Annotated in this window: 18 protein-coding genes; 13 read left to right on the top strand and 5 right to left on the bottom strand. The window is 37.4% G+C overall.

Annotation, left to right across the window (positions count from 1 at the left end; translation table 11 throughout):
* The first annotated feature begins 277 nt into the window (after positions 1-277).
* The 5 genes from QM491_RS21135 (at position 278) to QM491_RS21115 (ending at position 8,037) form a co-directional block, all read left to right on the top strand.
* Complete coding sequence (locus QM491_RS21135; protein WP_283329518.1) at positions 278-3,415, top strand: SusC/RagA family TonB-linked outer membrane protein; 3,138 nt, start codon at positions 278-280, stop codon at positions 3,413-3,415.
* Between the two features lie 18 nt (positions 3,416-3,433).
* Complete coding sequence (locus QM491_RS21130) at positions 3,434-5,383, top strand: RagB/SusD family nutrient uptake outer membrane protein (protein WP_283329517.1); 1,950 nt, start codon at positions 3,434-3,436, stop codon at positions 5,381-5,383.
* 885 nt (positions 5,384-6,268) lie between these two features.
* Complete coding sequence (locus tag QM491_RS21125; protein WP_283329516.1) at positions 6,269-6,535, top strand: hypothetical protein; 267 nt, start codon at positions 6,269-6,271, stop codon at positions 6,533-6,535.
* A gap of 458 nt (positions 6,536-6,993) precedes the next feature.
* A complete protein-coding gene (locus QM491_RS21120) occupies positions 6,994-7,359 on the top strand; it encodes a hypothetical protein (protein ID WP_283329515.1) in 366 nt (121 codons plus the stop codon).
* A gap of 333 nt (positions 7,360-7,692) precedes the next feature.
* Positions 7,693-8,037 (top strand): hypothetical protein, encoded by a 345-nt coding sequence (locus tag QM491_RS21115; RefSeq protein WP_283329514.1) that lies wholly within the window; start codon positions 7,693-7,695, stop codon positions 8,035-8,037.
* Positions 8,038-8,338: 301 nt separating this feature from the next.
* On the opposite strand, the gene QM491_RS21110 is transcribed toward QM491_RS21115, so the two are convergent.
* From QM491_RS21110 to QM491_RS21090, 5 genes are all read right to left on the bottom strand, one after another.
* The gene (locus QM491_RS21110) at positions 8,339-9,781 is read right to left on the bottom strand and encodes a TolC family protein (protein ID WP_283329513.1); all 1,443 of its coding nucleotides are present in this window, start codon (positions 9,779-9,781) and stop codon (positions 8,339-8,341) included.
* Positions 9,774-12,980 carry an efflux RND transporter permease subunit gene (locus QM491_RS21105; protein ID WP_283329512.1) on the bottom strand — a complete coding sequence of 1,069 codons (3,207 nt, stop codon included), beginning with the start codon at positions 12,978-12,980 and terminating at the stop codon, positions 9,774-9,776. The genes QM491_RS21110 and QM491_RS21105 overlap by 8 nt, the downstream gene beginning before the upstream one ends.
* 181 nt (positions 12,981-13,161) lie before the next feature.
* Positions 13,162-14,247: an efflux RND transporter periplasmic adaptor subunit gene (locus QM491_RS21100; protein ID WP_283329511.1), complete on the bottom strand. Its 1,086-nt coding sequence runs from the start codon at positions 14,245-14,247 to the stop codon at positions 13,162-13,164.
* Between the two features lie 172 nt (positions 14,248-14,419).
* Positions 14,420-14,839 carry a hypothetical protein gene (locus QM491_RS21095; RefSeq protein WP_283329510.1) on the bottom strand — a complete coding sequence of 140 codons (420 nt, stop codon included), beginning with the start codon at positions 14,837-14,839 and terminating at the stop codon, positions 14,420-14,422.
* Positions 14,840-15,326: 487 nt separating this feature from the next.
* Positions 15,327-16,187: an AraC family transcriptional regulator gene (locus QM491_RS21090; RefSeq protein ID WP_283329509.1), complete on the bottom strand. Its 861-nt coding sequence runs from the start codon at positions 16,185-16,187 to the stop codon at positions 15,327-15,329.
* Between the two features lie 134 nt (positions 16,188-16,321).
* Here QM491_RS21090 and QM491_RS21085 point away from each other — a divergent pair, with 134 nt between their 5' ends.
* The 8 genes from QM491_RS21085 to QM491_RS21050 all read left to right on the top strand — a co-directional run bounded on the left by QM491_RS21085 (position 16,322) and on the right by QM491_RS21050 (position 24,039).
* A complete protein-coding gene (locus tag QM491_RS21085) occupies positions 16,322-18,349 on the top strand; it encodes a glycoside hydrolase family 3 protein (RefSeq protein WP_283329508.1) in 2,028 nt (675 codons plus the stop codon).
* Between the two features lie 143 nt (positions 18,350-18,492).
* Entirely contained in the window at positions 18,493-18,999 is a 507-nt protein-coding gene (locus QM491_RS21080) for a GNAT family N-acetyltransferase (protein WP_283329507.1), read from the top strand.
* 168 nt (positions 19,000-19,167) lie between these two features.
* Positions 19,168-19,788, top strand: coding sequence for a low molecular weight phosphatase family protein (locus QM491_RS21075; RefSeq protein WP_283329506.1), 621 nt, complete (start codon positions 19,168-19,170; stop codon positions 19,786-19,788).
* A gap of 40 nt (positions 19,789-19,828) precedes the next feature.
* Entirely contained in the window at positions 19,829-20,161 is a 333-nt protein-coding gene (locus QM491_RS21070; protein ID WP_283329505.1) for an ArsR/SmtB family transcription factor, read from the top strand.
* 310 nt (positions 20,162-20,471) lie between these two features.
* Positions 20,472-20,945 carry a DUF6428 family protein gene (locus QM491_RS21065; protein WP_283329504.1) on the top strand — a complete coding sequence of 158 codons (474 nt, stop codon included), beginning with the start codon at positions 20,472-20,474 and terminating at the stop codon, positions 20,943-20,945.
* A 132-nt stretch (positions 20,946-21,077) separates the two neighbouring features.
* Positions 21,078-22,139 (top strand): ACR3 family arsenite efflux transporter, encoded by a 1,062-nt coding sequence (arsB, locus tag QM491_RS21060; RefSeq protein ID WP_283329503.1) that lies wholly within the window; start codon positions 21,078-21,080, stop codon positions 22,137-22,139.
* 192 nt (positions 22,140-22,331) lie between these two features.
* Entirely contained in the window at positions 22,332-23,537 is a 1,206-nt protein-coding gene (locus tag QM491_RS21055; protein WP_283329502.1) for an MFS transporter, read from the top strand.
* Positions 23,538-23,682: 145 nt separating this feature from the next.
* Complete coding sequence (locus QM491_RS21050) at positions 23,683-24,039, top strand: hypothetical protein (RefSeq protein ID WP_283329501.1); 357 nt, start codon at positions 23,683-23,685, stop codon at positions 24,037-24,039.
* Positions 24,040-24,042: the final 3 nt, after the last annotated feature.

The raw sequence follows: 24,042 nt of genomic DNA, 5'->3' as shown, positions 1-24,042 counted from the left end.
TCTGATAGGTTTTTTACTTTTGAGAAATCTTTAATAATATTTTTTAAAAATAGTACTAAAAAAAGTATATATAGAAAAAATTATATTTCCCTTTAATGAAAATAGAATCAATTTAAGAATGAATTTAATAAAATGTAGCTGTATGGTTCAGGACGGAGCATGATGGTTTGGGTTTGGGATGGTAATATCTTTGACAAAAAAGACAAAATAATATAAAATAAATCATATTAAAAGCGGTCTTTTTTCTGTCAATTATTTCATATAAAACCTAATCTCAATGCTCAAAAAATTACTAAATGTGGGTGTGCTTGTGGCCTTAGCTGGAAGTTATACTCAAGTTGAAGGTAAAGGCAATTTGGTACTTGCAAAAGAGGCTAGTTTGCTACATTCGGTAAGAGTAACAAACAAATCAAGTTTGGCTTTACCTGTAACTGGAAAGGTTACTGGAAGCGATGGAGAAATTCTTCCAGGAGCAAGTATTAAAATCAAAGGTACAAATCAAGGAACCACCACTGGTGTAGATGGTTCGTTTAAACTCAATGTACCAGATGGCAATGCAGTGTTAGTAATTTCTTCGACGGGCTACGAAACAAAAGAAGTAGCAGTTGGAAATCAGACGGTAATAAATGTAGTATTACAAACAGATACGAAAGCCTTAGAAGAGGTTGTCGTAATTGGTTATGGCGAGCGTAAAAAATCAGACGTTACAGGTGCAGTAGTAAGCGTAAGTGCTAAAGACCTTACACAAAGACCTGTTGCCAATGCGCTACAAGGTATGCAAGGTAGAGCAGCTGGGGTTGACATTACTTCTAATGAAAGACCTGGTCAAGTAGGAAATATCACGATTCGTGGGGTTCGTTCATTGACAGCTTCAAACTCACCTTTGTACGTAGTAGATAACATTCCATTGACATCGGGTGGTATCGATAACATCAACCCTAACGATATTGAAACAGTAGACATCTTGAAAGATGCTTCTGCTACGGCTATTTATGGTTCGCGTGGTGCAAACGGTGTTGTGATTATCACGACTAAAAGAGGTAAAAACGGTAAATATACCTTGAGTTTGAACTCTAACTTTACCACTGAAACATTGCAAAACAGCTCACCATTGATGGACGCTGCGCAATATATCGATTACAGAAGATGGTCATACTATTATTTGAATCAGAATTTGTATCCTCGTGGTGACAAACCTACTCAGGCAAATGACTTCTTGATTTTTAAGGGTTCTGGAGATTTATCGTCTTGGAATAATATCCTAAAAGGCTGGGAAGGTGGCACATGGGATGGTTCTAAGGTACAAAATACAGACTGGATTGGTATGGTAACTCGTCCATCTTTGACAGGACAACATACGATTAGTGTAAGTGGTGGTACCGATAAAATGAAGTCTTACGCCTCTTTTGGTTTTATCGATAATCAAGGTACTGTAAAAGGACAAAGCTATAAGCGTTACTCTGCAAAATTGAGCGTTGACGTAAAACCAAATGCTTGGTTCTCGATGGGTGGCGTATTAAACGCAGCCTATTCAGTTAACGAATACGGTCAATCAGGTGCAGGTAAAAATACCAACGTAGGAGCTTCGGGCCTGTATGAAAGTGCTAGAAACTTGTTTTCTTATACTGTACCATACGATGCCACTGGTGCAAGAATCCTGTATCCTGGAGGTGACGATGCTTTCAAAACGGTTGTAAATGAAGAGAATTACTCTCAAGATCAACGTAGCAACTTACGTATTTTTGGTAGTTTGTATTCTGAAATTAACTTCGCTGGTTTCTCAAAAGCATTGGATGGCTTGAAATTCAGAATGAACTTTGGTCCAGACGTTTCAATCAATAAAAATGGGGTATTCTTAGATGCAAACTCAGTAATCAGAACAGGTTCAAGTTATGCTTCATTGACCAAAGATCAAGCGTTGTCTTATACTTTGGATAATATGCTAACGTATAACAAAACCATTGGAAAGCATCAATTGAGTGTATTGGCACTCCAAACTCAAACAGAGTGGACTTACGACAAAAACAATATGGCAGCAGATAACGTGCCTATGACAAGTCAAAAATGGAATGCTTTAAATATTCCATTGTCTGCTTGGGGGTCGTCGTTATCACAGAGACAACTTCGTTCATATTTAGGTCGTATCAACTATGATTACAATAACAAATTCTTGATTACAGTATCAGGCCGTTATGATGGTGCATCACAGTTGGCAGAAGGAAACAAATGGGCATTCTTCCCAAGTACTGCTTTAGGATGGAGATTGACAAACGAGCCATTTTTGGCAGATCAACGTTGGATTGATGACTTGAAAGTAAGAGCAGGGGTGGGGGTTACAGGTAACTCTGCTATTGATCCTTATGCTACTCAGGGTGGTCTTTCTCAGATTTACTATCCTTATGGTGGTACGCTTGCAACAGGTCAAACTAATAACTCAACTTTAGCTAACCAAAGTTTGACATGGGAAAAAACAACCCAAATCAACTACGGTATTGATTTCTCATTCTTCAAAAGAAAAGTTAGTGGTACTTTAGATTACTATACGTCTCGTACAACAGATTTGTTGATGTTGAAAACGATTCCATCTGTTACAGGTTTTGTGAATACTTATGCAAACATTGGTGAAACATCAAGTCAAGGTATTGATTTGACAGTAACAACGGTAAACCTAAACAGAGGTGGATTTGAGTGGAGCACTACTTTCAACGGCTCATGGCAAAGTAACCAGATTGTATCGTTAGCAAATGGTAAAGTAGACGATATCAACAATAAATGGTTTATTGGTCAAAGCCAAGGAGTAATTTATGACTACCAATCTGCTGGTTTGTGGAAAGATGCAGATGCAGCTGAAATGGCTAAATTCAATGCTAATGGACAAGCATTCACTGTTGGTTCAGTAAGACCTGTAGACCAGAATGGAGACTATAAAATCGATGCTACAAATGACCGTAGAGTATTAGGAAGTACTATTCCTAGATTTATCGTAGGTATGACTAACACGTTTGACTATAAAGGATTTTCACTATCAGTAATGTTGTATGGTCGTTTGAAATACTTGTATAACACAGGTGGTGAGGCATTGACAGGTCGTTCAAACCAACGTGTTGTAAGCTACTATACACCAAACAATACCAATGCAGATTATCAACACCCATACTATACAGCCGCAGCAGGTGACCCTTATTACACAGCACTAGGCTACAAAGATGGATCATTTATTAAAATTAGAAACGTCTCATTAGGATACAACTTGCCAGACAAATTCTCTCAGAGCCTTGGCTTGAGTCATGCAAGAGTTTATTTCCAAGCACAAAACTTAGGAATGGTTTACAACAATATCAACTGGATTGATATGGACTTACAAAGTTCAGCTTGGAACAGAGGATTTACAATGGGTATCAATGTTGATTTTTAACTTTTAATGATTTTTAAGATGAATAAAGTACAGTTTAGATATATAAAAACAGGTATTTGTGCTTTCGCTCTTTTAGCTAATATGTCTTGTCAATCAGACTTCCTAAAAGAAGAATTAACAACACAAAGAAGTAATGCTTACTACAGTACTGAAGAAGGTATTCAGGCTGCTGTAACTGGTGCTTACAACCAAACATTTGCAGTGCCATTAGGTGGTGAGGTTCAATTTGCTACTACCAATTATGGAACAGATGAGTTTCATGTAGGAGGTGATGGCTCAAACAGCCCTTGGAACAACTACGACGGCGGTTTTAAACCTATCGTAACTGTGGTAACAAGTAATACTATCGCAGCAGAAAGAGCTTGGGATACTTACTATGTGGCAATTGGTTTGGCAAATCAGATTATCAAATCGGCTACAGATATTACCTCAACCAATAATGCCATCAAGAAAACAGCTTTGGGTGAAGGTTACTTCTTGCGTGCTTATAACTACTTGAGATTGGTTCGTCAATACGGTGCTGTGCCTTTAAAATTGAACGTAAGTACTACGGTCGAATTAGAGTTTACACGCGAAACGCCAGACAAAGTTTATGCGCAAATTATCGATGACTTATCAAAAGCGTATGATTTGTTGGATAATACTGGTGCTCCAGCCAAAATTACTAAAGATGCGGTAGCGCATTATTTAGCTAAAGCGTATTTGTCAAGAGCTAGTGAAATCAATGATGCATGGAACTCTTCTACAAAGGCTGCTGACTTGGCTAAGGTTGTGTCACTTTCAGACGAAGTAATTGCAAGACACCCTCTGGCAAACAATTTTGGCGATATTTGGGCTTATAGCAAACCAAATGGCGCTAATGAAACTTTATCTGAATTGATTCTTTCTGCTCAGTTTGGTGACAACTTGTTGGCTACAACTTTCAACAACCAGCACTTGTACTTTACGGCTCGTTATGATGACCTTCCGTATATGCAACGTGACTTGACAGGTATGCGCCCGTTTAGCCGCTTGGCACCTACGTATTTCACGTATGATGTATTTGACCAAGTAAATGACTCAAGATTCTGGAAAAGTTTTAGAACAAAAAGTAGATTAAACAATGGTAGTGGTAAATACGTAAATGGTGACCTTGGTTTGATGTTTATTATCAACAGTCCATCAGATACACGTTTTACAAAAACTAAATATGTTGATGAGATTGTTTATTCAAAAACCAACAAAACCGTTCCTACGGTATATGTAGCTCATGCTTCAGATGGAAAAAGTTTAGTGCAAGACGTTCGTTTCCCATCATTGAGTAAACATTTTGATGGAGCACGTTTGGCAATCAACGAAGTAAGAGGTTACAGAGATATGGTATTGGCTAGATCCGCAGAGACGTATTTGATGGCTGCTGAAGCAAAAATTCGTTTGGCAAACCTTGGTCAAGGTTCTTATGATGCTGCACTTCCTTATATCAATGCTGTAAGAAAAAGAGCTGCTTATAAAGCTGGTGAAGACAGAGCTGCTTATACAGATGGTGCTGCCGCGTATGTTGTATCTCAATCAGGTCAGAATGTAAACATCAACTCTTTCTTGACTGAAAACTCTTATTATGAGTCAAACAACATTCCTGTCGCAACTACAGCAACAGCGCTTGATATTACGAGTGTTAACAACTTGCCAGCGCAAGATGTAGCTGTAATCAATAAGTTGGGCTATACTTCTACGTATGACAAAATGTTGTGTTTGGTATTGAACGAAAGAACAAGAGAGCTTTGTGGTGAATTCCACCGTTGGGAGGATTTGAGCAGAACTAAAACATTGGTGGCAAGAGCGAAGGCTTACAACCCTGGTGCAGCTAACAATATCAAAGATTTCCATTTGTTGAGACCAATTCCACAGACATTCTTGGATGGTGTGTACAGCGGAGGAAAACCTTTATCATCTGATCAAAAAACTGCTATGCAAAACCCTGGTTATTAATTATTAATGCAGAGTTGAGAATGATGAATTGTGAATGTAAAATTTTTATTGTCAATGTTTTACATTCACAATAAGTTGGATCTAACTCTGTATAAAACTTTATAATAAAAACCTAATTTATTAATGATGGGCGATATTCAGTAATGGATATCGCCTTTATTATTTCACTGCTTTGTCGTTATCAGAGTAAATTTATTGAGTAGTATAAGTACAAAAAAAAGGCATCGAAAAATCGATGCCTGAATCAAATATGAATAGTGTCAGATAAGTTTATGCCGTGTGGCTTTTACTTTTCTTTAATTGAATGTCTAATTTGAAATAGCCACTATAAAGTATGAGTCGTGAGTTACGAATGTTTTAGAACACAAACATTCTTATGTCTTTTGCCAGTACTTATTCTTTTAAAAAATGTAATGTCTCAAACTGATAAATAGTGGATTAATACTCGAAGATACAATATTTTATGAAATGTGTCTTGAGAATTATTAAGATTTTTTAAAAAGAATTTTTAGCTTCATCTCAACTAATAAATTTTGAGCTATTTTAGTGAAATGGGCATCTAAAATAAAGCAATTAAATATTGCTCACAGTCCCCAGTTAGTGCAGGCTTCCTAGCCAGTACTGACTCAATCTAAGGGTTCCAATCCACAAAGAAAATCAACTTAATAGTGAAGTTTTGGAAATAAAGTCTCTAGATAGAATCCATAGAAAAACAGATGCTGGTTAGAAAGCTAGTACCAGCGTGAGATAATGAGAATGCTATTTTGATAGAAATAGTAATATATCAAGATGACAAAACGTAACTTTACACCATTCCTCGTCAACACAGCCGAATTAAAATGCTGTTTTGTAATTTGTTAACTTTAATTGATTAAAATATAACCTATGCCAACGACAGTATATTTTTTTAAGAAAAAGGATACAATCGGATTATTACTAAATCCAAATACTCCTGAAAAGACAAAATCAATGGTTCGTCCTGTGTTTTCGAAAAATGTTAACGAACGATTTTTCAAGACAGACTACATCTCAATTCACGACTCAGAAAAAGGTATATTCTATCATGGTGTTGTTGAGGCGGTGCTTTTTAATGATTTAGAACATGCTTGGAAAGCGTATGCCGTGTTACTACCAAATGACAATGAAAAGTAGTAATCATCCACGCTCATACTGGCGTTCTAGCCAGTACTCATTCAATCTAAGGGTTCTAATCTCCGCTTGTGCTGGCTTCCAAGCCAGTACTAACTCAATCTAAGGATTCTAATCCTTTGTATAATTCTGGTATCTGTCTGCGAGGTAAGCCATTAATGAAAATCAACTTAATAGTGAAGTTTTGGAAATAAAGTTTCTGGATACAATCCAGAGAAAAAATAGGTACTGGTTAGAAAGCTAGCACCAGCGTGTGAAAATCAACTCAATTGTGAAGTTTTGGAAATAAAGTCTCTGGATAGAATCCATAGAAAAATAGATGCTGGTTAGAAAGCTAGCACCAGCGTGTGAGTAAAGCCTATAAAAGTGAAGGCTAATTACAACCATTATTGTTTGTAAAGTATCTTTAGATTTTAATACAGGGTTATATTTTAAATATTCATCGTTTCACTCGTACAAAAATGAAAACACTATCTGCACTTATTTTACTATTGTTATTTACACTTTCTATAAGCTGTAAAGACGAAGAGATTTCTCCACAAAAAGCGATTTTAGGGAAATGGGAATTCATCGGTATCGGTAATGGAAGAATAGAAGCTCCATCTAGTGTAAAGTGGTATTATGAATATCTTGAAGATAGTCTCCGATTGCACTATCAATCTTCTACGGGGCAGATAGTTAAAACAAAATACTATTGGGAAAATAATGGTTTCTTGAATACAGATAGTACTACGTATAAGTGTGTATTTTATAGAGATACAATGCAATTAGACTATGTTTATATGAATGCTATATTTATGTCAAGTTTTTTCAAACGTATTAAATAAGTATGAAACTAGTTTCCCGCTAGTGCTGGCTTCCTAGCCAGTACTAACTCAATCCAAGGATTCCAATCACCCGCTAGTGCTGGCTTCCTAGTCAGTACTAACTCAATCCAAGGATTCCAATCACCCGCTAGTGCTGGCTTCCTAGCCAGTACCAACTCAATCTAAGGATTCCAATCCTTTCTATAATTCTGCTATCTGTCTATGAGGTAAACCTATGTTGAAAGTCAACTCAATTGTGAGGTTTTGAAACGATTGCCTCTGGATACAATCCAGAGAAAAAATAGGTACTGGCTAATGTACAATTATTTGACCTTCTAAACGACAAATAGAATTATGGTTAAGAAAATATTTTTATGTATAGCTTTTGTTATTTTGCTAGTATTCGTTCATAAAGAATTGAATATTAGGCTCTCAAAAGAAATTAAATTCCCAATATATAAAGGTATCTTGGGAGAATTATTAATCAAATTTGGAGATAGTCAATATCTAACAATCATAGAGAATGAAATGGTTAATGGCGAACTTAAAAAAATAAATGTTCCTGTTAGTTCTATTGATATTCCAACATTTCATAATGTTGAGGGGAGGAATACTGTAAATGCAAAATATGAAGATAAAAACTACCTTTATACGCTACATGATGGTGAAGATAAAATAATTATTAGAGAAGCTAAGTAATTTTCTCAGCTAGTGCTGGCTTCCTAGCCAGTACTAACTCAATCTAAGGATTCCAATCCTATTATAAAAATTAACCCCCTTGCAAAGTTTTGGAAATAAAGCCTCAGGATAGAATCCAGAGAAAAAAAGGTGCTGGATTCAATCCAGCACCAGCACAGTCTATTTTACTTTATATCCGAAATCAGAAATCCCAAATCTACAATAGTCTCACAATTCATCACTCAAAACTCATAATTAAAAAATAATCCCCATCTTACTCGGTAAAATGGGGTTATTTGCACTAACGATTACACAATACAAATTAATTCCATCCGCCGCCGAGTGCTCTGTAAGCATTTACAAAAGCATTCATTTGGCGCATTTTTGTTTCAATCAATTCCATACGTGATTCTAATACATCACGCTGGGTCAACAACACTTCCATATAATCTGCTCTAGCCGACTTGAAGAGTTTGATAGAGATTTCCGTAGATTGTGTAAGTGCCTCTACTTGATTAGACTTCATGTTGAAGTTCTTATCCAAGTTATCTATGTTTGATAATTGGTTTGTTACCTCAATACAAGCATTCAACACCGTTCTTTCAAACTCGATGATTGCTTTAATTTGCTTGGCACTTGCTGTGTTATAGCCAGCAATCAAGGCATATTTGTTTACCAATGGTCCTGCAATATCGCCTGCCAATGAGGTAATCAATGCTTGAGGTAGATTGACCAAATACAAAGGATTGTAAGATCTAAAGCCCAAACCAGCACTCAAACCCAAAGAAGGGTAGAAGTTGGCTCTCGCAATACTTACGTCTAGTTTAGCAGCTGAAAGTTTCAACTCTGCTGCTCTTACGTCTGGACGGTTGATAATCAATTGCGAAGGCAAGCCAGCATATATCTTTGTTGGTGCCAAAGTGTTGAAATTGTCCGAACTTCTATCTACATGTTGTGGGTAACGTCCCACCAAAAAGTTGATTTTGTTTTCGGCTTCAACAATTTTCTGCTGAATTTCATACTGCAAACTTTGCGTTTTGAACACCTCAGCCTCGAATCTGCGCACAGCTAGTTCAGTAACTTTAGCTGCTTGTTTTTCTTGTCTGATGATATTCAAGGCATTGTTCAAAATCTCGATGTTTTGCTTGATAATAGCCAATTGGTTATCTAATGCCAACAACTCGTAATAAGAGTTAGCGATTTCGCCTACCAAATTGGTTACCAGAAAGTTTTTGCCCTCAATGCTTGCGAAATAGTTTTGTGCAGCTACTTTTTGTGCGTTACGCAATTTGTGCCAAATATCCACTTCCCAACTCGCTCTTGCGCCCACCATCATATCAGGCAAAACCTCTGGAGTTCTTACGCCAGGGCGGATTTCAGACATATCGTCTGCCGCACCTTGACTGGTATATCTCGAAACTTTGTCGACACCTAAGCCACCGCCAAGTTTTACAAAAGGAAGGTATTCCCCTTTACGAGCATTGATTTCGTTGCGCGAAATTTCAATTTCTTGTAAAGTAAGATTCAGTTCCTGATTGTTTAACAAAGCTGTATCAATCAAGGCTTCCAATTTTGGATCGGTGAAAAACTCTTTCCACTTGATTTTAGCCACATTGGTCGAATCGCTTGTACCGCCATTGTAAGTAGCTGGTGTGTTACGGTTTTCTATTTTAGTCACAGGTACCAAAGACTTTGGTACGCAGGCCGCTACCATCATCAGTACACAGCCCGTTGCTAAATAATTGATTTTTCTTATATTATTCATCGTCGTTACTGTCATCTGGTTGAGGGAATGAATCTAATTGGTGAACAAGGTTTTCTGTCAAGGAGTCGTTCTCTTCGTCTTTGATGAGTTTGCGACCTTCAGCCATTGAACCAAAGATATAATACAAGCCTGGTACAATGATTACCCCGAAGATGGTACCGAATAACATACCACCCAAGGCCGAAGCACCAATTGTTTTGTTACCAATTGCACCTGCACCGTGTGCCAATACCAATGGAATCAAACCTGCAATGAAGGCAAATGAAGTCATCAAGATTGGACGGAAACGAACTCTAGCTCCTTCGATAGCTGCATCAAGTACGGTTGCACCTTGATGGTGTTTTTGCATCGCAAATTCTACAATCAATACGGCGTTTTTACCCAACAAACCAACCAACATGACCAAACCAACTTGTGCATAAATATCGTTGGCCAAGCCCATAGATTTAATCATCAAGAATGAACCAAATACCCCTGCTGGTAATGATAATACTACCGACAATGGAATAATAAAGCTTTCATACTGAGCAGCTAATACCACATATACGAATGCCAATACGATAAGGAAGATATATACGGCTTCGTTACCACGTCTAACTTCATCATAAGAAAGGGCAGCCCAGTCAATATCAAATCCGTGTGGCAATGTTTCTTTGGCAACTTGTTGTACAGCAGCAATCGCCTGACCCGAACTAAAACCTTTGGCAGCACCACCACGTATTGCGGCAGTAGTGTACATGTTATAGCGGTTGATTTCGTTTGGCCCTTGCATCTTCTTGATTTTCATGAAAGATGAGAAAGGAACCATTTCGTCACGGTTATTTTTCACATACAATTTCATGACATCTTCTGGCAATTGTCTAAACTCTGGCGATGCTTGTACGAATACTTTAAAGAAACGTTGGAATTTGATAAAACCTAGTTCGTAAGTACTACCAATCAAAATAGACAAAGTGTTCATGGCATTACCAATCGATACGCCTTTTTGCATAGCCAATTGGTTGTCAATTTCTAGTTCGTACTGAGGATAGTTGGCACTAAAGAAAGTAAACAAACCTGTGAGTTCAGGACGTTTTTGCAAAGCTTTCATGAAATCATTTTTCACGCTTTCCAACTGATTGTAGTCACCTGAGTTAGTTTTATCCAACAATTGTAGGGCAAAACCACCCGCTGCACCATAACCAGGAACCGCTGGTGGATCGAAGAATTCGATGGTCGCTCCAGGGATTTCATGTGCTTTTTCTTCTAGTTCGTAAATGATTTCAGAAACAGAATGATGACGTTCATCCCATGGTTTTAAGTTAATCAAACAAGTACCTGCGTTTGAACCACGACCTTCGGTAAGTACCTCATAACCAGCCAAGGCTGATACCGATTGAATACCTTCTACTTTTTCAGCAATTTCTTGAAGTCTACGTGAAATATCGTTGGTACGTTCCAATGTAGACCCTGGAGGCGTTTGGATAATCGCATAAATCATACCTTGGTCTTCACTTGGAATAAAACCTGAAGGTAGATTAGAAGCAATACCTGCAATACCAAGCACAAATACAATCCATAATACGACAGTAACTAATTTGCGGTGAGCGATTACTTTCAATATACTCACATAATAGTTTGTCAACTTTTCGAAACCTGCGTTGAATACATCCAAGGCTTTGTCTAAGATATTTTTCTTCTTAGGTTTACCGTGATTATTTTTCAAAATCATGGCACAAAGTACTGGTGTTACCGTAAGGGCAATAATCCCCGAAAGAATGATCGAACTTGCCATTGTGATAGAGAACTGACGGTAGAAAATACCTACAGGACCACTCATAAATGCTACTGGCACAAATACCGCAGTCATCAACAAGGTAATCGCAATAACGGCACCACTAATCTCACCTAATACTTTTCTTACGGCCTTATAAGGGGACAGATGTTCCTCTTCCATCTTGGCATGGACGGCCTCGACGACGACAATGGCGTCATCCACTACGATACCGATAGCCAATACCAAGGCAAACAAAGTAATCATGTTGATGGTCAAACCAAACAACTTAATAAAGATGAATGCACCAATCAATGAAATAGGTACTGCAAGTGTTGGAATCAACGTTGAGCGCCAGTCTCCCAAAAATACAAATACTACTAATGCCACTAGAATAAAGGCATCGCGAAGGGTATGAATTACGTTTTCGGTAGAAGCATTCAAGAAGTTAGATACGTCATAACTGATTTGATAGTCCATACCTGGAGGGAATGACGACTTTTTCAGTTCATCTAATTTATCTTTAACACTCTTGATTACATCACTAGCATTTGAACCATAAGTTTGTTTTAAGACAATCGCCGCCGAAGGATAACCATTTAGATTTGAGTAAATATCATAATATTCACTACCTAATTCTACCTTGGCAACATCTTTTAACCTCAGGATTTCACCATTAGGATTCGACCGAATAATTACATCTTGATATTGTTCAGGTTTGTTAAAACGTCCCTGATAGGTTAATACATATTCGAGCGCTTCGGCACGTTTACCATCGGCACGACCAATACGACCAGGCGAACCAATCACACTTTGGTCACCCAAAGCCTCCATGATTTCGTCGGCTGAAACGTTGTAAGCACGCATACGGTCTGGGTTTAACCAAATACGCATAGCGTACTGACGGCTACCCAATATACGAGCCTGACCGATACCATTCAAACGCTGTAACTCAGGAATCATGTTCACCCCAGCAAAGTTGAACAAGAATTTCATATCCGCATTTTTGTCTTTCGAGTAAAGGTTGACATACATCAACATACTGTTCATTACGCGGTTTACGACAACCCCTTCACGTTGTACCAAGGTCGGAAGGCGGTTCAATACTTGGGCAATCCTAGTATTTACCTGTACGAGGGCTTGGTCGGGGTCAGTTCCTAAGTTAAATACAATCTGAATGTTGGCTTCACCCGCTGAGGTAGCATCGGAAGTCATGTAGCGCATACCCCAAACACCGTTGATAGCCTGCTCAAGGGGAATAAGCACAGACTCGGTTAGTACTTTGGCACTAGCACCAGGATACGATGCACTTACCATTACTACTGGTGGTGCAATTTCTGGAAATTGTGAAGTAGGGAGTGTCTTCAAAGACAAAATCCCCATGAAAACGATGACGATCGATATTACTATCGCTAATACCGGTCTTTGTATGAATTTACTAAACATATTCTTCTTGAAGTTTTTGAATACACAAGTGATTGAAGTAAGTATTGAAAGAGTTTGAATTGAGTGAATTGGTGGTTATGAAACACAACCACCTCATCCATAACCCAATGCGTGCGAATTCCAGAACTCACGCATTAAGAATTCACTCAAGCATAATAGCTAACTCTCACAATTTCTACTATTATTCAGCATACACTCTTAAGTGCGAAATCACTTTTTGTGGATCCTCGTAATCGAACTTAATCTTGTCGTTGTCTCTAACTTTCTTAATACCTTCAAGAAGTATTTTTTCATCACCTTTCAAGCCTGATTTGATGATATAAATATCTGGCAATTCAGCAGCGATGGTAATTTCACGTGATTTTACCGTATTATTTTTATCTACGACAAATACATATTTTTTCTCAAGTACTTCGAATGTAGCTTTTTGTGGAATGATAACTGCATTTTTCAATGGAGACTCCATCAAGATGCTACCTGTTTCACCATGTCTCAACAATTTCTCTGGGTTTGGAAACGTAGCACGGAAAGCAATGTTACCTGTTTCGTTATTGAAATCCGCTTCAATCGTTTGAATCACACCTGTATGAGAGAAAATATCTTGGTTAGCCATTTTCAATTTTACGATTGGTAAAGTTGTTCCTTTGGCTTTTGTTTTCAAGTCAAGATATTGAGATTCAGGTACATTGAAATAAACCCACATTTTGCTGTTGTCTGAAAGGGTTGTCAACAAATCACCGTCATCCAACAAACTACCTTCACGTACAGCGAAGTGATCCATAATACCATCAAATGGCGCTCTGATTTCGGTAAAGCCTAAGTGTACTTTGGCTAAGTCCATTTCAGCTTTTGCTTTATCCCATTTTGCTTTTGCCAAGGCTAATTCGTTTTTAGAAACAATATTGCTCTCTGCCAACGATTTAGTGTTTTGGTATTCAATTTCAGCAAAATTTGCTTCAGCTTGTGCTTTTTGGAACTCAGCTTGATATTGCAAAGGAAGGATTTGGAACATCAACTGTCCTTTCTTCACAAACTGACCTTCATCAACATAAATCTTTTTTAAGTAACCTTTTTCTAATGCACGCAATTCGATGTGCTGAATTGCGCGGATCTGGCTCACAAACTCGTGAATGGCGGTTGTGTCTTTTTTTAGCGGGCTGGTTACAAGAAGTTTGATCTCTTCTTTCTTTTCTTCCTCTTTTTTAGAATCGCAGCTTGTATGGCATAGCATCATAGCCACACCCATAAGGATGAGAATTTTTTTCATGATTTTGTATTGTGAAATTGTGAGATAGATTACTGTAATCAGTTCTAGAAGCAATTTAAGCAAAATGTATAGGCAAAGTCAATACCTAATATACTGTCTTAATAATCACTTACTTAGGAAACTGAAACAATAGTTGGAATGAAGACGGGGTACGACTCCCCAAAGCATCATCTCATAGTCTGATTACTCGAAAAACTATGAATAATTTGTTGGGAGATAATTGTGAAAGATTCTTATAATAATAAGAAAATTGAGGACTGCGAAGTTGGATTAAATTTTGGTACCAACTAAAGAAAAGAGATGCAATGGCATTGCCACCCTGAATATGTTCTGATGAAGCAAGAGTTGCTTCATCTTCTTCTACTTCTTTTTCGTTTGCATCAAAGAATACTTTTTCCCCTCTTTCTGAAACAGGTACAGTATAAATGGGGCTTTGATGAGGCTCAAGAAGTGCGTTGTGAAAAGACGAGTTTGACTTAGAAGAAGACACTATAATATCTCCGTCCTTGTGCGAGCGAGCCATCAACTGGTTCGTGAAGCTCAACACGAGGATAACTAGTGAGAAGAGATATTTTACAAATGTCTTGTTCATTTGATGCGAAAAGTAGTGTGTTGAAATAACACTTGCAAATGTTTTAACTCAAATTTATTATTTAAGAAACAAGAATCTTGTATTAGTTATATTATATCCTTATTTCTTATTAAAAATGATTGAAGACCTAAATTTTTTTGTACTTTTTGGGTATCTACAAAAACTTCAAAATCTGGGAGTGTACTGGATACCATACAAGATAAAAAAGCGGAGTTTTTAAGTATTTGAAATATAGTGATTTATGGTTTGTATATGGCACTAATTATTCAATCTGTATGCTCTTGGTACTCATTAATCTTGTAGAGTTATCAAAGACAAATATTTTATTTCTTGGATTTGTCCTATCACAATTTTTACTCGAATATCAACCGATTCTAGTTTTTGTTCAAAATTGTTGACCTCTTATCTTCTTGAGACTCTCCAATTTTATAAAGGTTTAACTCTTGATCAAAAAAAAGTGAAATTTCATTCAGCCAAAGAAAATTTACTAATGAAAAAGCTGACGATAATGAAGAGGTGTCATCTTTTTTATTTTTTTAAATTGTCTATTAAAATTTGAAACGTTTTGAAATCCAGCATCAAAACAAATATCGGCAATAGAAATTTCTTTATCTTGAAGCATTTTACAGGCATATTCTATGCGGATTTCGGTCAAGATATGGCTAAAAGTCTCTCGAGTTCGATTTTTGAAATATCGACTAAATGCCGATTCGCTCATATTGACCAAACTGGCAACTTGTTCGAGATGAATTTCATGTTGAAAATTTTGCATCATATAAGCAAATACCTGCTTGATTCGAGCCGACTCCTCTGAATTATTGATGGTGATAGTATAGGAATTCAAATACTTAATCGTGGTTTCTTTACTCATCTGATTAAGGATAGACAAAAAACCTAGCAATTTGTCCAATCCTTCTAGCTGGCTCAATGATAATAAAGTTGGTTTTATTTTTTGACAAAATTCCTTACTAAATTGAATACCTCGCTTAGCATTTTCTAATAAATCAAACACTTTTTGGTTTTCTGGTTTTAAGAAAAAATCACTCCCTAAAAAATCTTCTGTAAAATGTATCACAACTGATTGAGCCATTTCTGAGGACTTTCCTTCAATAAAATCATTATCATTTTTGTAAAAATGTGGTACAAACGACCCAATAATTACCAAATCATCGGGACTAAAATCCTCTATACTTGTACCTATGTACTTTTTGCCCGTACTGGATTTCATCCAAACAATCTCAATTTCAGGATGAAAATGCCAAGGCGTTGGAAAAAATTGACAGGATTGTTCAAATATATTGAACGACAAGTCCGAAGGTTTATTAATCTTAAGTAATTGTGGTTTCATGGTATTGATTATACATATTTCTAACTGAATTTGTCAAAAAAGTATTAAAAATTAAATGAATTGGTAAATTATTACTTGTATTACTTTGATACATTTGTGTTAATATTTAAAGAAAATTTTGAATAAAATTTACTATGAAAAATATTGTACCTTATTCATTAAAGACGATTTTTACTATTGGTTTAGTAAATATTTTGGGAGTAGGATATGCTCAAAATCCCCAACAACCTTACTTGGGGCATAGAACAGTACCCATTTTGACGGTTGGAAAATTAAAGTTTAAAGACCTAAACAAAAATGGGAAACTCGACGCCTATGAAGACTGGCGATTACCCATCAATACCCGAATCCAAAACCTTGTAAGCCAAATGACTTTGGACGAAAAGGCTGGTATGATGCTTATTAGTACAACTCGTATGGCCGGTGATTTTGCTTTCGAACAAGGTAAGCCGAAAGGATCTATTACAAGCGGTTTTAACGAGGAAGATTTGGTTCAAAATATCAATATGTTTAGTCGAAAACCTTTGCCATATCCATTACTGTCGGCATCGGGAACGACTAAGGGTGTGAAAGAAAAACACCTGCGAAATTTTATTTTGCGAGCCAATACAGACGCCAAAACCATAGCTGAATGGTCCAACAATTTGCAAGCACTTACCGAAGATACTCGTTTGGGTATCCCTGCGATTGTGGCATCTAACCCTCGAAATCATATTACTCGTGATAATTCCGTAGGCTTAAGTGTAGGAGCAACAGTGTTTTCAAAATGGCCAGGTGAATTGGGCTTGGCTGCCATGAGAGATTTGAAACTAACACGTCAATTTGCCGAAATTGCTGCCCAAGAATGGAGAGCCGTGGGACTTCGCAAGGGATATCAATACATGGCAGATTTAGCTACAGAACCTCGTTGGCAACGAATAGAAGGCACTTTTGGCGAAGATGCTGATTGGGCTGCCAGCATGATTTTTGAAGTGGTACAAGGTTTTCAAGGGAAAAAACTGAATGCCAATTCTGTAGCGTTAACGACTAAGCATTTCCCTGGCGGAGGTCCACAGGTAGAAGGTCAAGACCCACATTTTGATTTTGGGAAAGATCAACATTACCCTGGAGGAATGTTTGAATACCATCTCAAACCATTTATTGCGGCTATCAAAGCGGGTACTTCTTCGATGATGCCTTATTATGCGAAACCTATCAAAACCGAATTTGAGGAAGTTGGTTTTGCTTACAGTAAAGCCATTATTACTGATTTGTTAAGGAAAAAACTAGGTTTTCAGGGTATTGTAAACTCTGATACAGGACCTATCGAGATGATGCCTTGGGGAGTAGAAGGTCTTTCTATTTTGGAACGTTATCAAAAAAGTTTAGACGCTGGCGTTGATTTATACTCTGGTTCTGCCGACCCAAGTTTATTGATTGAAACCGTTAAAAAAGGGCTTGTTAGCGAAAAACGCATTGATGAATCTGTTTCGAGAATTTTGAAAGAAAGATTTGAACTAGGACTTTTTGAGAATCCTTATGTAGATGCTGAAGCGGCTCAAAAAACGGTAGGAAATGCTAACTTTCAAAAAGTAGCTGATATTGCCCTTCGCAAATCCATTGTGGTACTGAAAAACGAAAAGGTTTTGCCAATCAAAGCTAAAACTAAGGTGTATTTCGAAACGTATTTGGAAAGTGGCAAAAACAATCCTCATTATGTATATCAATCAAAATCTTCAGCGGATTATGCGGTAGAGTTTGTAAAAACGCCTGAAGAGGCAGATCAGGTTATTGTTTGGTTGATGCCAGGAACGGCAGGTGGCTTATTTGGTTCGACAGGGGCACCGATTGATTTACGTCTTTCTAAAAACCTGATTGATGTTGAATATGTCAATAAAATTTTAAAATTGGGTAAATCAAGCACACTTTGTGTCAATTTTACAAGCCCTTGGGTGATGGAGGAATTGGCGCCAAGTAATGCCTTATTAGCTACTTTTGGTACAACTCCTGAGGCTATTTTGGATATAGTTTTAGGAAAATTTAAACCTTCAGGTAAGTTGCCATTTTCTATTCCTGCATCATCAAAAGCAGTGTTAGAAAACCTTTCAGACGTACCAGGTTTTATGAAAAAAGGAGATTATGCCCTCTATAAATCTGGAGATGGCTTACAAGCATTGAAATAAGGTTAATATTTGGATAATTAGTTGTTATGTCTTGCTCGTTTGAATAAAGCGGGCAAGATTTTTTTTGAAAAACATATCGTTAAATTTGTATATCGCAATATTACGATATACTTTTGTTCTGTCAATAAAATTTCTCAATGCGCATGACTCATATTGTCAATGATATAGTAATCCGAGCAATGCAGAAGAGTGATTGGAAAAGTGTTGCGCAAATCTATCAGGAGGGTATGGATACCGACATGGCCACATTCGAAACGCAAGTACCTTCATGGGAAAAATGGGATAGCGGGCATTTAAAAATCTGTCGTTTGGTTGCAGAGTACGCAGGCAAAGTTTTGGCTTGGGCTGCCCTAAGTCCCGTTTCTACGAGGCAAGTTTACGCAGGAGTTGCCGAATTGAGCATATATGTAGCTACTGAGTCCAAAGGCAAAGGTCTTGGAAGTATCCTAATGAGCAGGGTGATAGAAGAAAGCGAAAACGCAGGTATATGGATGCTCCAGTCAAGTATTTTTTCAAATAATACCGTTAGCATTCATTTGCATCAAAAGGCTGGTTTTAGAATAGTAGGGTACCGAGAAAGAATTGCTCAAAGAAACGGCATTTGGCGCAATACGCATATCCTTGAGAGAAGAAGCCCTAGTGAGTTTTGAGTGGTGAATTGTGAATGATGAATTAGGGCTTTACGAAAGTTTTTATCTTGTTCAAAAGAGTTCTTACTCATTGTTTTTTAACGTGAAACAGCAAGAGTTACCACTACATCAATTTTATTTTGCGTCATTGCTCAACATTCACAACTTATATTATAACCAACATTTCTAATGATGATTTTCAGTCCAATTCAAAACTTAATTGAAGCCTCAATTGCTCAATTTGATACGATTTCAGAAGAGAGAAAGGCTCTTCTAACACAAATTTCAAGCTTTATAAGCGCACAAGTAGCTAATCAAGAACCTGTGAGATTGGTATATATATGTACACACAATTCTCGTAGGAGTCATTATGGGCAAATTTGGGCTGGTGTGGCGGCTGCTTATTATGGTATTCCGCAAGTGGAAACTTATTCGGGTGGAACTGAAGAAACAGCTTTTAACGAAAGAGCAGTTGCAACATCCGAACGTTTAGGATTTAGAATAGAGAAAACTACGAATGGCGCTAATCCTGTCTATCAGGTCTATTTTGCTGACGATGTGGCACCTGTTACAGCATTTTCTAAAAAATATGATAGTGATGCGAATCCAAAGGCTGGATTTTGTGCTGTAATGACCTGTAACAGTGCCGACAAAAATTGTCCAGTGGTATTTGGCGCAAGTGCAAGAGTTGCAACGCCATACGAAGATCCCAAAGCCTTTGATGGCACTCCAGAAGAATCTGCCATGTACGAAGCCAGAAGCAAGCAAATCGCCTTGGAGACGCTGTATGTTTTTTCTTTGGTAAAATAAAAATTGCTCAATTACTCACTCATTCAATCACTCAATTAACATGGGTATTACAAAAACAGATTTTTTTTCTGATGAGCAAAATGACTTAGCCATTATGTTTAAGGCCATTGGTCACCCTGCTCGGGTAGCTATCTTAGACTATCTCTTGAAGGTAAATGCTTGTATTACAGGAGATATAGTTAATGAGCTTCCTTTGGCACAACCTACGATTTCTCAACATTTGAAAGAACTCAAAAATGCAGGATTAATCAAAGGTGCTATTGAAGGTAATGCTATTTGTTACTGTATCGACGAAAAAGGGGTCGAGAAGCTTCAAAGTTATTTTGGAAATATTCTCTCCACGCTCAATAGCCGTAAAGGTTGTTGTGAATAAAATTGCATTAATACGCTCTAGGCTATAAGCCGTAAGCATTAGGCAAAAAAGTTTCTATTACTTCATGAGAAATACTATTTAACTTTTAGCCTACCGCATAAAGCCTAGAGCTTAAAGCGGGTAAAATTTAAGATTGGGCTTTGGGCTTTCAGGTAACGGCTTTCGGCTGTGGGCTTTGGAAAAAAGCATGACTGTGGTTATTAAAAAACATTTTAACACTCTTTGCCTTGTGCCTGTTGCCTAGTGCCTAAACACATAACTTAAATCTTATTTTGCACGATTACTTATTTTCATCAAAACGCATAAAATCATGAAACTTTCAGAAGTAAAACAACATTTAGCAACTGCCGAATCGGTAAATTTTCAATTAGCAAATGGCACTTTTGTACCAGAACATTTTCATGTAACAGAAGTCGGACTAATCACCAGACATTTTATTGATTGCGGTGGGGTGGAGCGCATCGAGAAGATAATAAACTTCCAATTATGGGATGCAAATGACTTCGAACATCGTTTGAAACCACAAAAATTGTTGAATATCATCGCATTATCCGAAAATAGATTAGGTATTGGAGATTTGGAGGTAGAGGTTGAGTATCAGTCTGATACCATTGGTAAGTATGGATTAGGATTTGATGGCATAAACTTCCAATTGCTACCGAAGAAAACAGCTTGTTTGGCGCAAGATGCTTGTGGTGTACCTGCCCAAAAACCTAAAGTGTGCTTGAGTGATTTGCAAGCAAGTCAGTCAGCATGTTGCACGCCTGGAGGCGGATGTTGTTAAAAATGTTTAATCAGACTTCTTCGCATCATCAGGACTAAGTCTTTGGCATTGAGGTTAACAAGATTGATAAGAAACAATTTATATTTTGGCTTAAGGCATAAAGCTTACAGCCTAGAGCAAAAACGATATGAAATGTCTGCAAATAATTGTGCCCCAGTTGTAGAACGCAAGCAACTAGGTTTTTTAGATAGATATCTGACTCTTTGGATATTCTTGGCGATGGCAATTGGCGTTGGAATCGGGCATTTTTACCCTGAATCCTCTAATTGGATTAACTCATTTTCGAGTGGAACTACCAATATTCCATTGGCAATTGGCTTGATTTTGATGATGTATCCTCCACTTGCAAAAGTGAAGTACGAAAAAATGGGAGAAGTCTTTTCTAACATAAAAGTATTATCAGCGTCATTGGTACTGAATTGGATTATTGGACCCATTTTTATGTTCCTCCTAGCTATTACTTTTCTCAACGATTATCCTCATTACATGGTTGGTTTGATTTTGATTGGACTGGCAAGATGTATTGCAATGGTGGTAGTTTGGAATGATTTAGCTGATGGAAGTCGTGAATATGCCGCTGGACTCATTGCCCTAAATAGTATTTTTCAAGTGCTATTGTATAGCGTTTATGCGTACATTTTTATCGGAGTCTTACCCACTTATTTTGGTATTCAAGGATTGAATATTGAGGTAAAAATGAGTCAAATCGCAGAGAGTGTGGGGATTTATCTTGGGATTCCTTTTGGTTTAGGACTTTTTAGTAGATGGATTTTGATTAAAACCAAAGGCGAAACTTGGTTTCAAGAAAAGTATGTTCCTATGATTTCTCCGATTACTTTGATAGCGTTATTGTTTACCATTGTGATTATGTTTAGTCTTAAAGGTCAACTTATCGTACAGATTCCGATGGATGTGGTTCGTATTGCCATTCCCTTGATGATATATTTTGCAGTAATGTTTGTGGTAAGTTTCATTATTGGAAAAAACTTTGGCGCAGATTATGCCAAAAGTACTTCTATCGCCTTTACTGCAACTGGTAACAATTTTGAATTGGCGATTGCCGTAGCGATTGGCGTGTTTGGCATCAATAGTGGAGAGGCTTTTGCAGGTGTTATTGGACCGTTGGTAGAAGTGCCAGCCTTGATTGGATTGGTAAACTTAGCCTTTTGGTTTAGAAAAAAATGGTACACTTAGGTAGAGTGCTGAATTTCGAGTGCTGAATTTTGAGTGTGATTTTATGACTTGCCTAGTTCGAGACTTAGTCTTGAACTAGGTATGTTTTCAAACAGTTTCGGATTTGTTTTTTTGATTTCGGAAAAAATTCAGAAGACCATTTCTATTAGTTATATACTTTGTCTTAAACTAGAAATTTTCATACATCAAGCAATGAATACCGTACAACTTGGCTTAAAAGAAAACTGGAAGCAATTTTCGATTCTTGTCATCATCAATGCCTTTGTGGGAGGAATGATAGGATTGGAACGCTCGGTCTTGCCACAATTGGCTGAGAAAGATTTTGGGATTTCCTCCAAAACGGCAGTGTTTTCATTTATCATTGCTTTTGGTATCACGAAGGCAATCTGTAATTATTTTACAGGAAAACTGGCTAATCTTATTGGGCGCAAAAAACTCCTTGTGATAGGTTGGGCATTTGCCTTGCCTGTACCTTTTATCTTAATCTACGCCAACAATTGGAACTGGGTTATCTTGGCAAATATCTTACTGGGTATCAATCAAGGTTTGGCTTGGAGTATGGCGGTGATTATGAAAATAGATTTGGTTGGTAGTAAAAAAAGAGGTTTAGCGGTAGGGATCAACGAGTTTGCAGGATATGTATCGGTAGGAATTGTAGCATTTTTGACAGGATATATTGCCAATACCTACGGAGTTAGACCGTATCCTTTTTATCTGGGTATTGGTTTTTCAATCATGGGGTTATTGCTTTCAGTACTTTTTGTCAAAGATACTCGCCTACATGTGGGGCAAGAAAGTACCCAAAGCACTATTCCTTTACTCAAAAATATTTTTCTGAATACATCCTTTACCCATAAATCCCTTAGCGGAATTACACAAGCAGGTTTGGTCAATAATCTTAATGACGGTATGGTATGGGGGTTATTACCCATTTTATTACTCAGTAAAGGATTTTCGCAAACTAACATCGGTATTCTTACAGCGATATACCCGATGGTATGGGGCTTGAGTCAGCTTTTTACTGGTAAGCTTTCCGATGTGTATTCTAAGAAGATGTTGCTTTTTGGAGGAATGTTGTTTCAAGGTATTGCGATTATGGGTTTAATCAAGGCCGATTCTTTCGAGATGTTTGGAGGAATAGGCATACTTTTAGGTCTAGGTACAGCTTTGGTATATCCTACCTTTATCAATGCTATTGCAGATTATACACATCCTTCACAACGAGCCGAAAGTTTGGGTACTTTCCGTTTCTGGCGTGATTTGGGCTATGCGGCAGGGGCTTTGTTGACAGGTATTTTGGCAGATTATTTCGGCATAGAAATGTCTATCTTGTTGATTGGTATTCTTACGATTCTTTCCTCGTTCATTATTTTATTTCGTGTTGAAAAACCTTCGTAAATTTGAAGATTTGGGAATTTGAAAATTTGAAAATGTTTTTAGTTTGATTGCCGTCAGCCCAAAGCTGACACCTCAAAACTCACCCTTAACATTAATTTAACATTGGAATACATATTAGTTAATATTGGCGATGTAAGTTTGTACCATGAAATTCTGGAAACATATCGTCATAACCCTAATCACGCTCTTTTCTATTAGCACAAGAGAATCGGTGATTAGTCATGAGCACAAGCTTGTTCATGCTACGACGAAATCTGTTTCTCATCATTCCAACCAGCATGCTGTAAAACTACTGAGTGTAGTAGATAGCCAAACTAATGCTTCTCTTGAAAATATAGAGTCAGACGATACTGATGATATTCAGGAGATTAAAGCGTCAATTGCTCGCGAAATAGAAGCTATTTCTCTTTCGTTTCAGCCATTGTCAAAAACATTGGTTACACAGCTAAGAAGTCTATTTAAGTTTGGACGCTACATTTTGTTTTTACAACTCCTCATTTAAGAT

It is taken from the genome of Flectobacillus longus, assembly GCF_030056705.1.
Classification (GTDB): domain Bacteria; phylum Bacteroidota; class Bacteroidia; order Cytophagales; family Spirosomataceae; genus Flectobacillus; species Flectobacillus longus.
This window is presented reverse-complemented; position numbering and strand designations above follow the sequence as displayed.

Bases quoted from the DNA above. Each gene is read 5' to 3' on its own strand.
- QM491_RS21065 (WP_283329504.1), top strand. From the start codon at position 20,472: ATGAAACTTTCAGAAGTAAAACAACATTTAGCAACTGCCGAATCGGTA.
- QM491_RS21135 (WP_283329518.1), top strand. From the start codon at position 278: ATGCTCAAAAAATTACTAAATGTGGGTGTGCTTGTGGCCTTAGCTGGA.
- QM491_RS21120 (WP_283329515.1), top strand. From the start codon at position 6,994: ATGAAAACACTATCTGCACTTATTTTACTATTGTTATTTACACTTTCT.
- QM491_RS21080 (WP_283329507.1), top strand. From the start codon at position 18,493: ATGACTCATATTGTCAATGATATAGTAATCCGAGCAATGCAGAAGAGT.
- QM491_RS21115 (WP_283329514.1), top strand. From the start codon at position 7,693: ATGGTTAAGAAAATATTTTTATGTATAGCTTTTGTTATTTTGCTAGTA.
- QM491_RS21105 (WP_283329512.1), bottom strand. From the start codon at position 12,980: ATGTTTAGTAAATTCATACAAAGACCGGTATTAGCGATAGTAATATCG.
- QM491_RS21130 (WP_283329517.1), top strand. From the start codon at position 3,434: ATGAATAAAGTACAGTTTAGATATATAAAAACAGGTATTTGTGCTTTC.
- QM491_RS21050 (WP_283329501.1), top strand. From the start codon at position 23,683: ATGAAATTCTGGAAACATATCGTCATAACCCTAATCACGCTCTTTTCT.
- QM491_RS21100 (WP_283329511.1), bottom strand. From the start codon at position 14,247: ATGAAAAAAATTCTCATCCTTATGGGTGTGGCTATGATGCTATGCCAT.
- QM491_RS21055 (WP_283329502.1), top strand. From the start codon at position 22,332: ATGAATACCGTACAACTTGGCTTAAAAGAAAACTGGAAGCAATTTTCG.
- QM491_RS21110 (WP_283329513.1), bottom strand. From the start codon at position 9,781: ATGAATAATATAAGAAAAATCAATTATTTAGCAACGGGCTGTGTACTG.
- QM491_RS21095 (WP_283329510.1), bottom strand. From the start codon at position 14,839: ATGAACAAGACATTTGTAAAATATCTCTTCTCACTAGTTATCCTCGTG.
- QM491_RS21085 (WP_283329508.1), top strand. From the start codon at position 16,322: ATGAAAAATATTGTACCTTATTCATTAAAGACGATTTTTACTATTGGT.
- QM491_RS21070 (WP_283329505.1), top strand. From the start codon at position 19,829: ATGGGTATTACAAAAACAGATTTTTTTTCTGATGAGCAAAATGACTTA.
- QM491_RS21125 (WP_283329516.1), top strand. From the start codon at position 6,269: ATGCCAACGACAGTATATTTTTTTAAGAAAAAGGATACAATCGGATTA.
- QM491_RS21075 (WP_283329506.1), top strand. From the start codon at position 19,168: ATGATGATTTTCAGTCCAATTCAAAACTTAATTGAAGCCTCAATTGCT.
- QM491_RS21090 (WP_283329509.1), bottom strand. From the start codon at position 16,187: ATGAAACCACAATTACTTAAGATTAATAAACCTTCGGACTTGTCGTTC.
- arsB (WP_283329503.1), top strand. From the start codon at position 21,078: ATGTCTGCAAATAATTGTGCCCCAGTTGTAGAACGCAAGCAACTAGGT.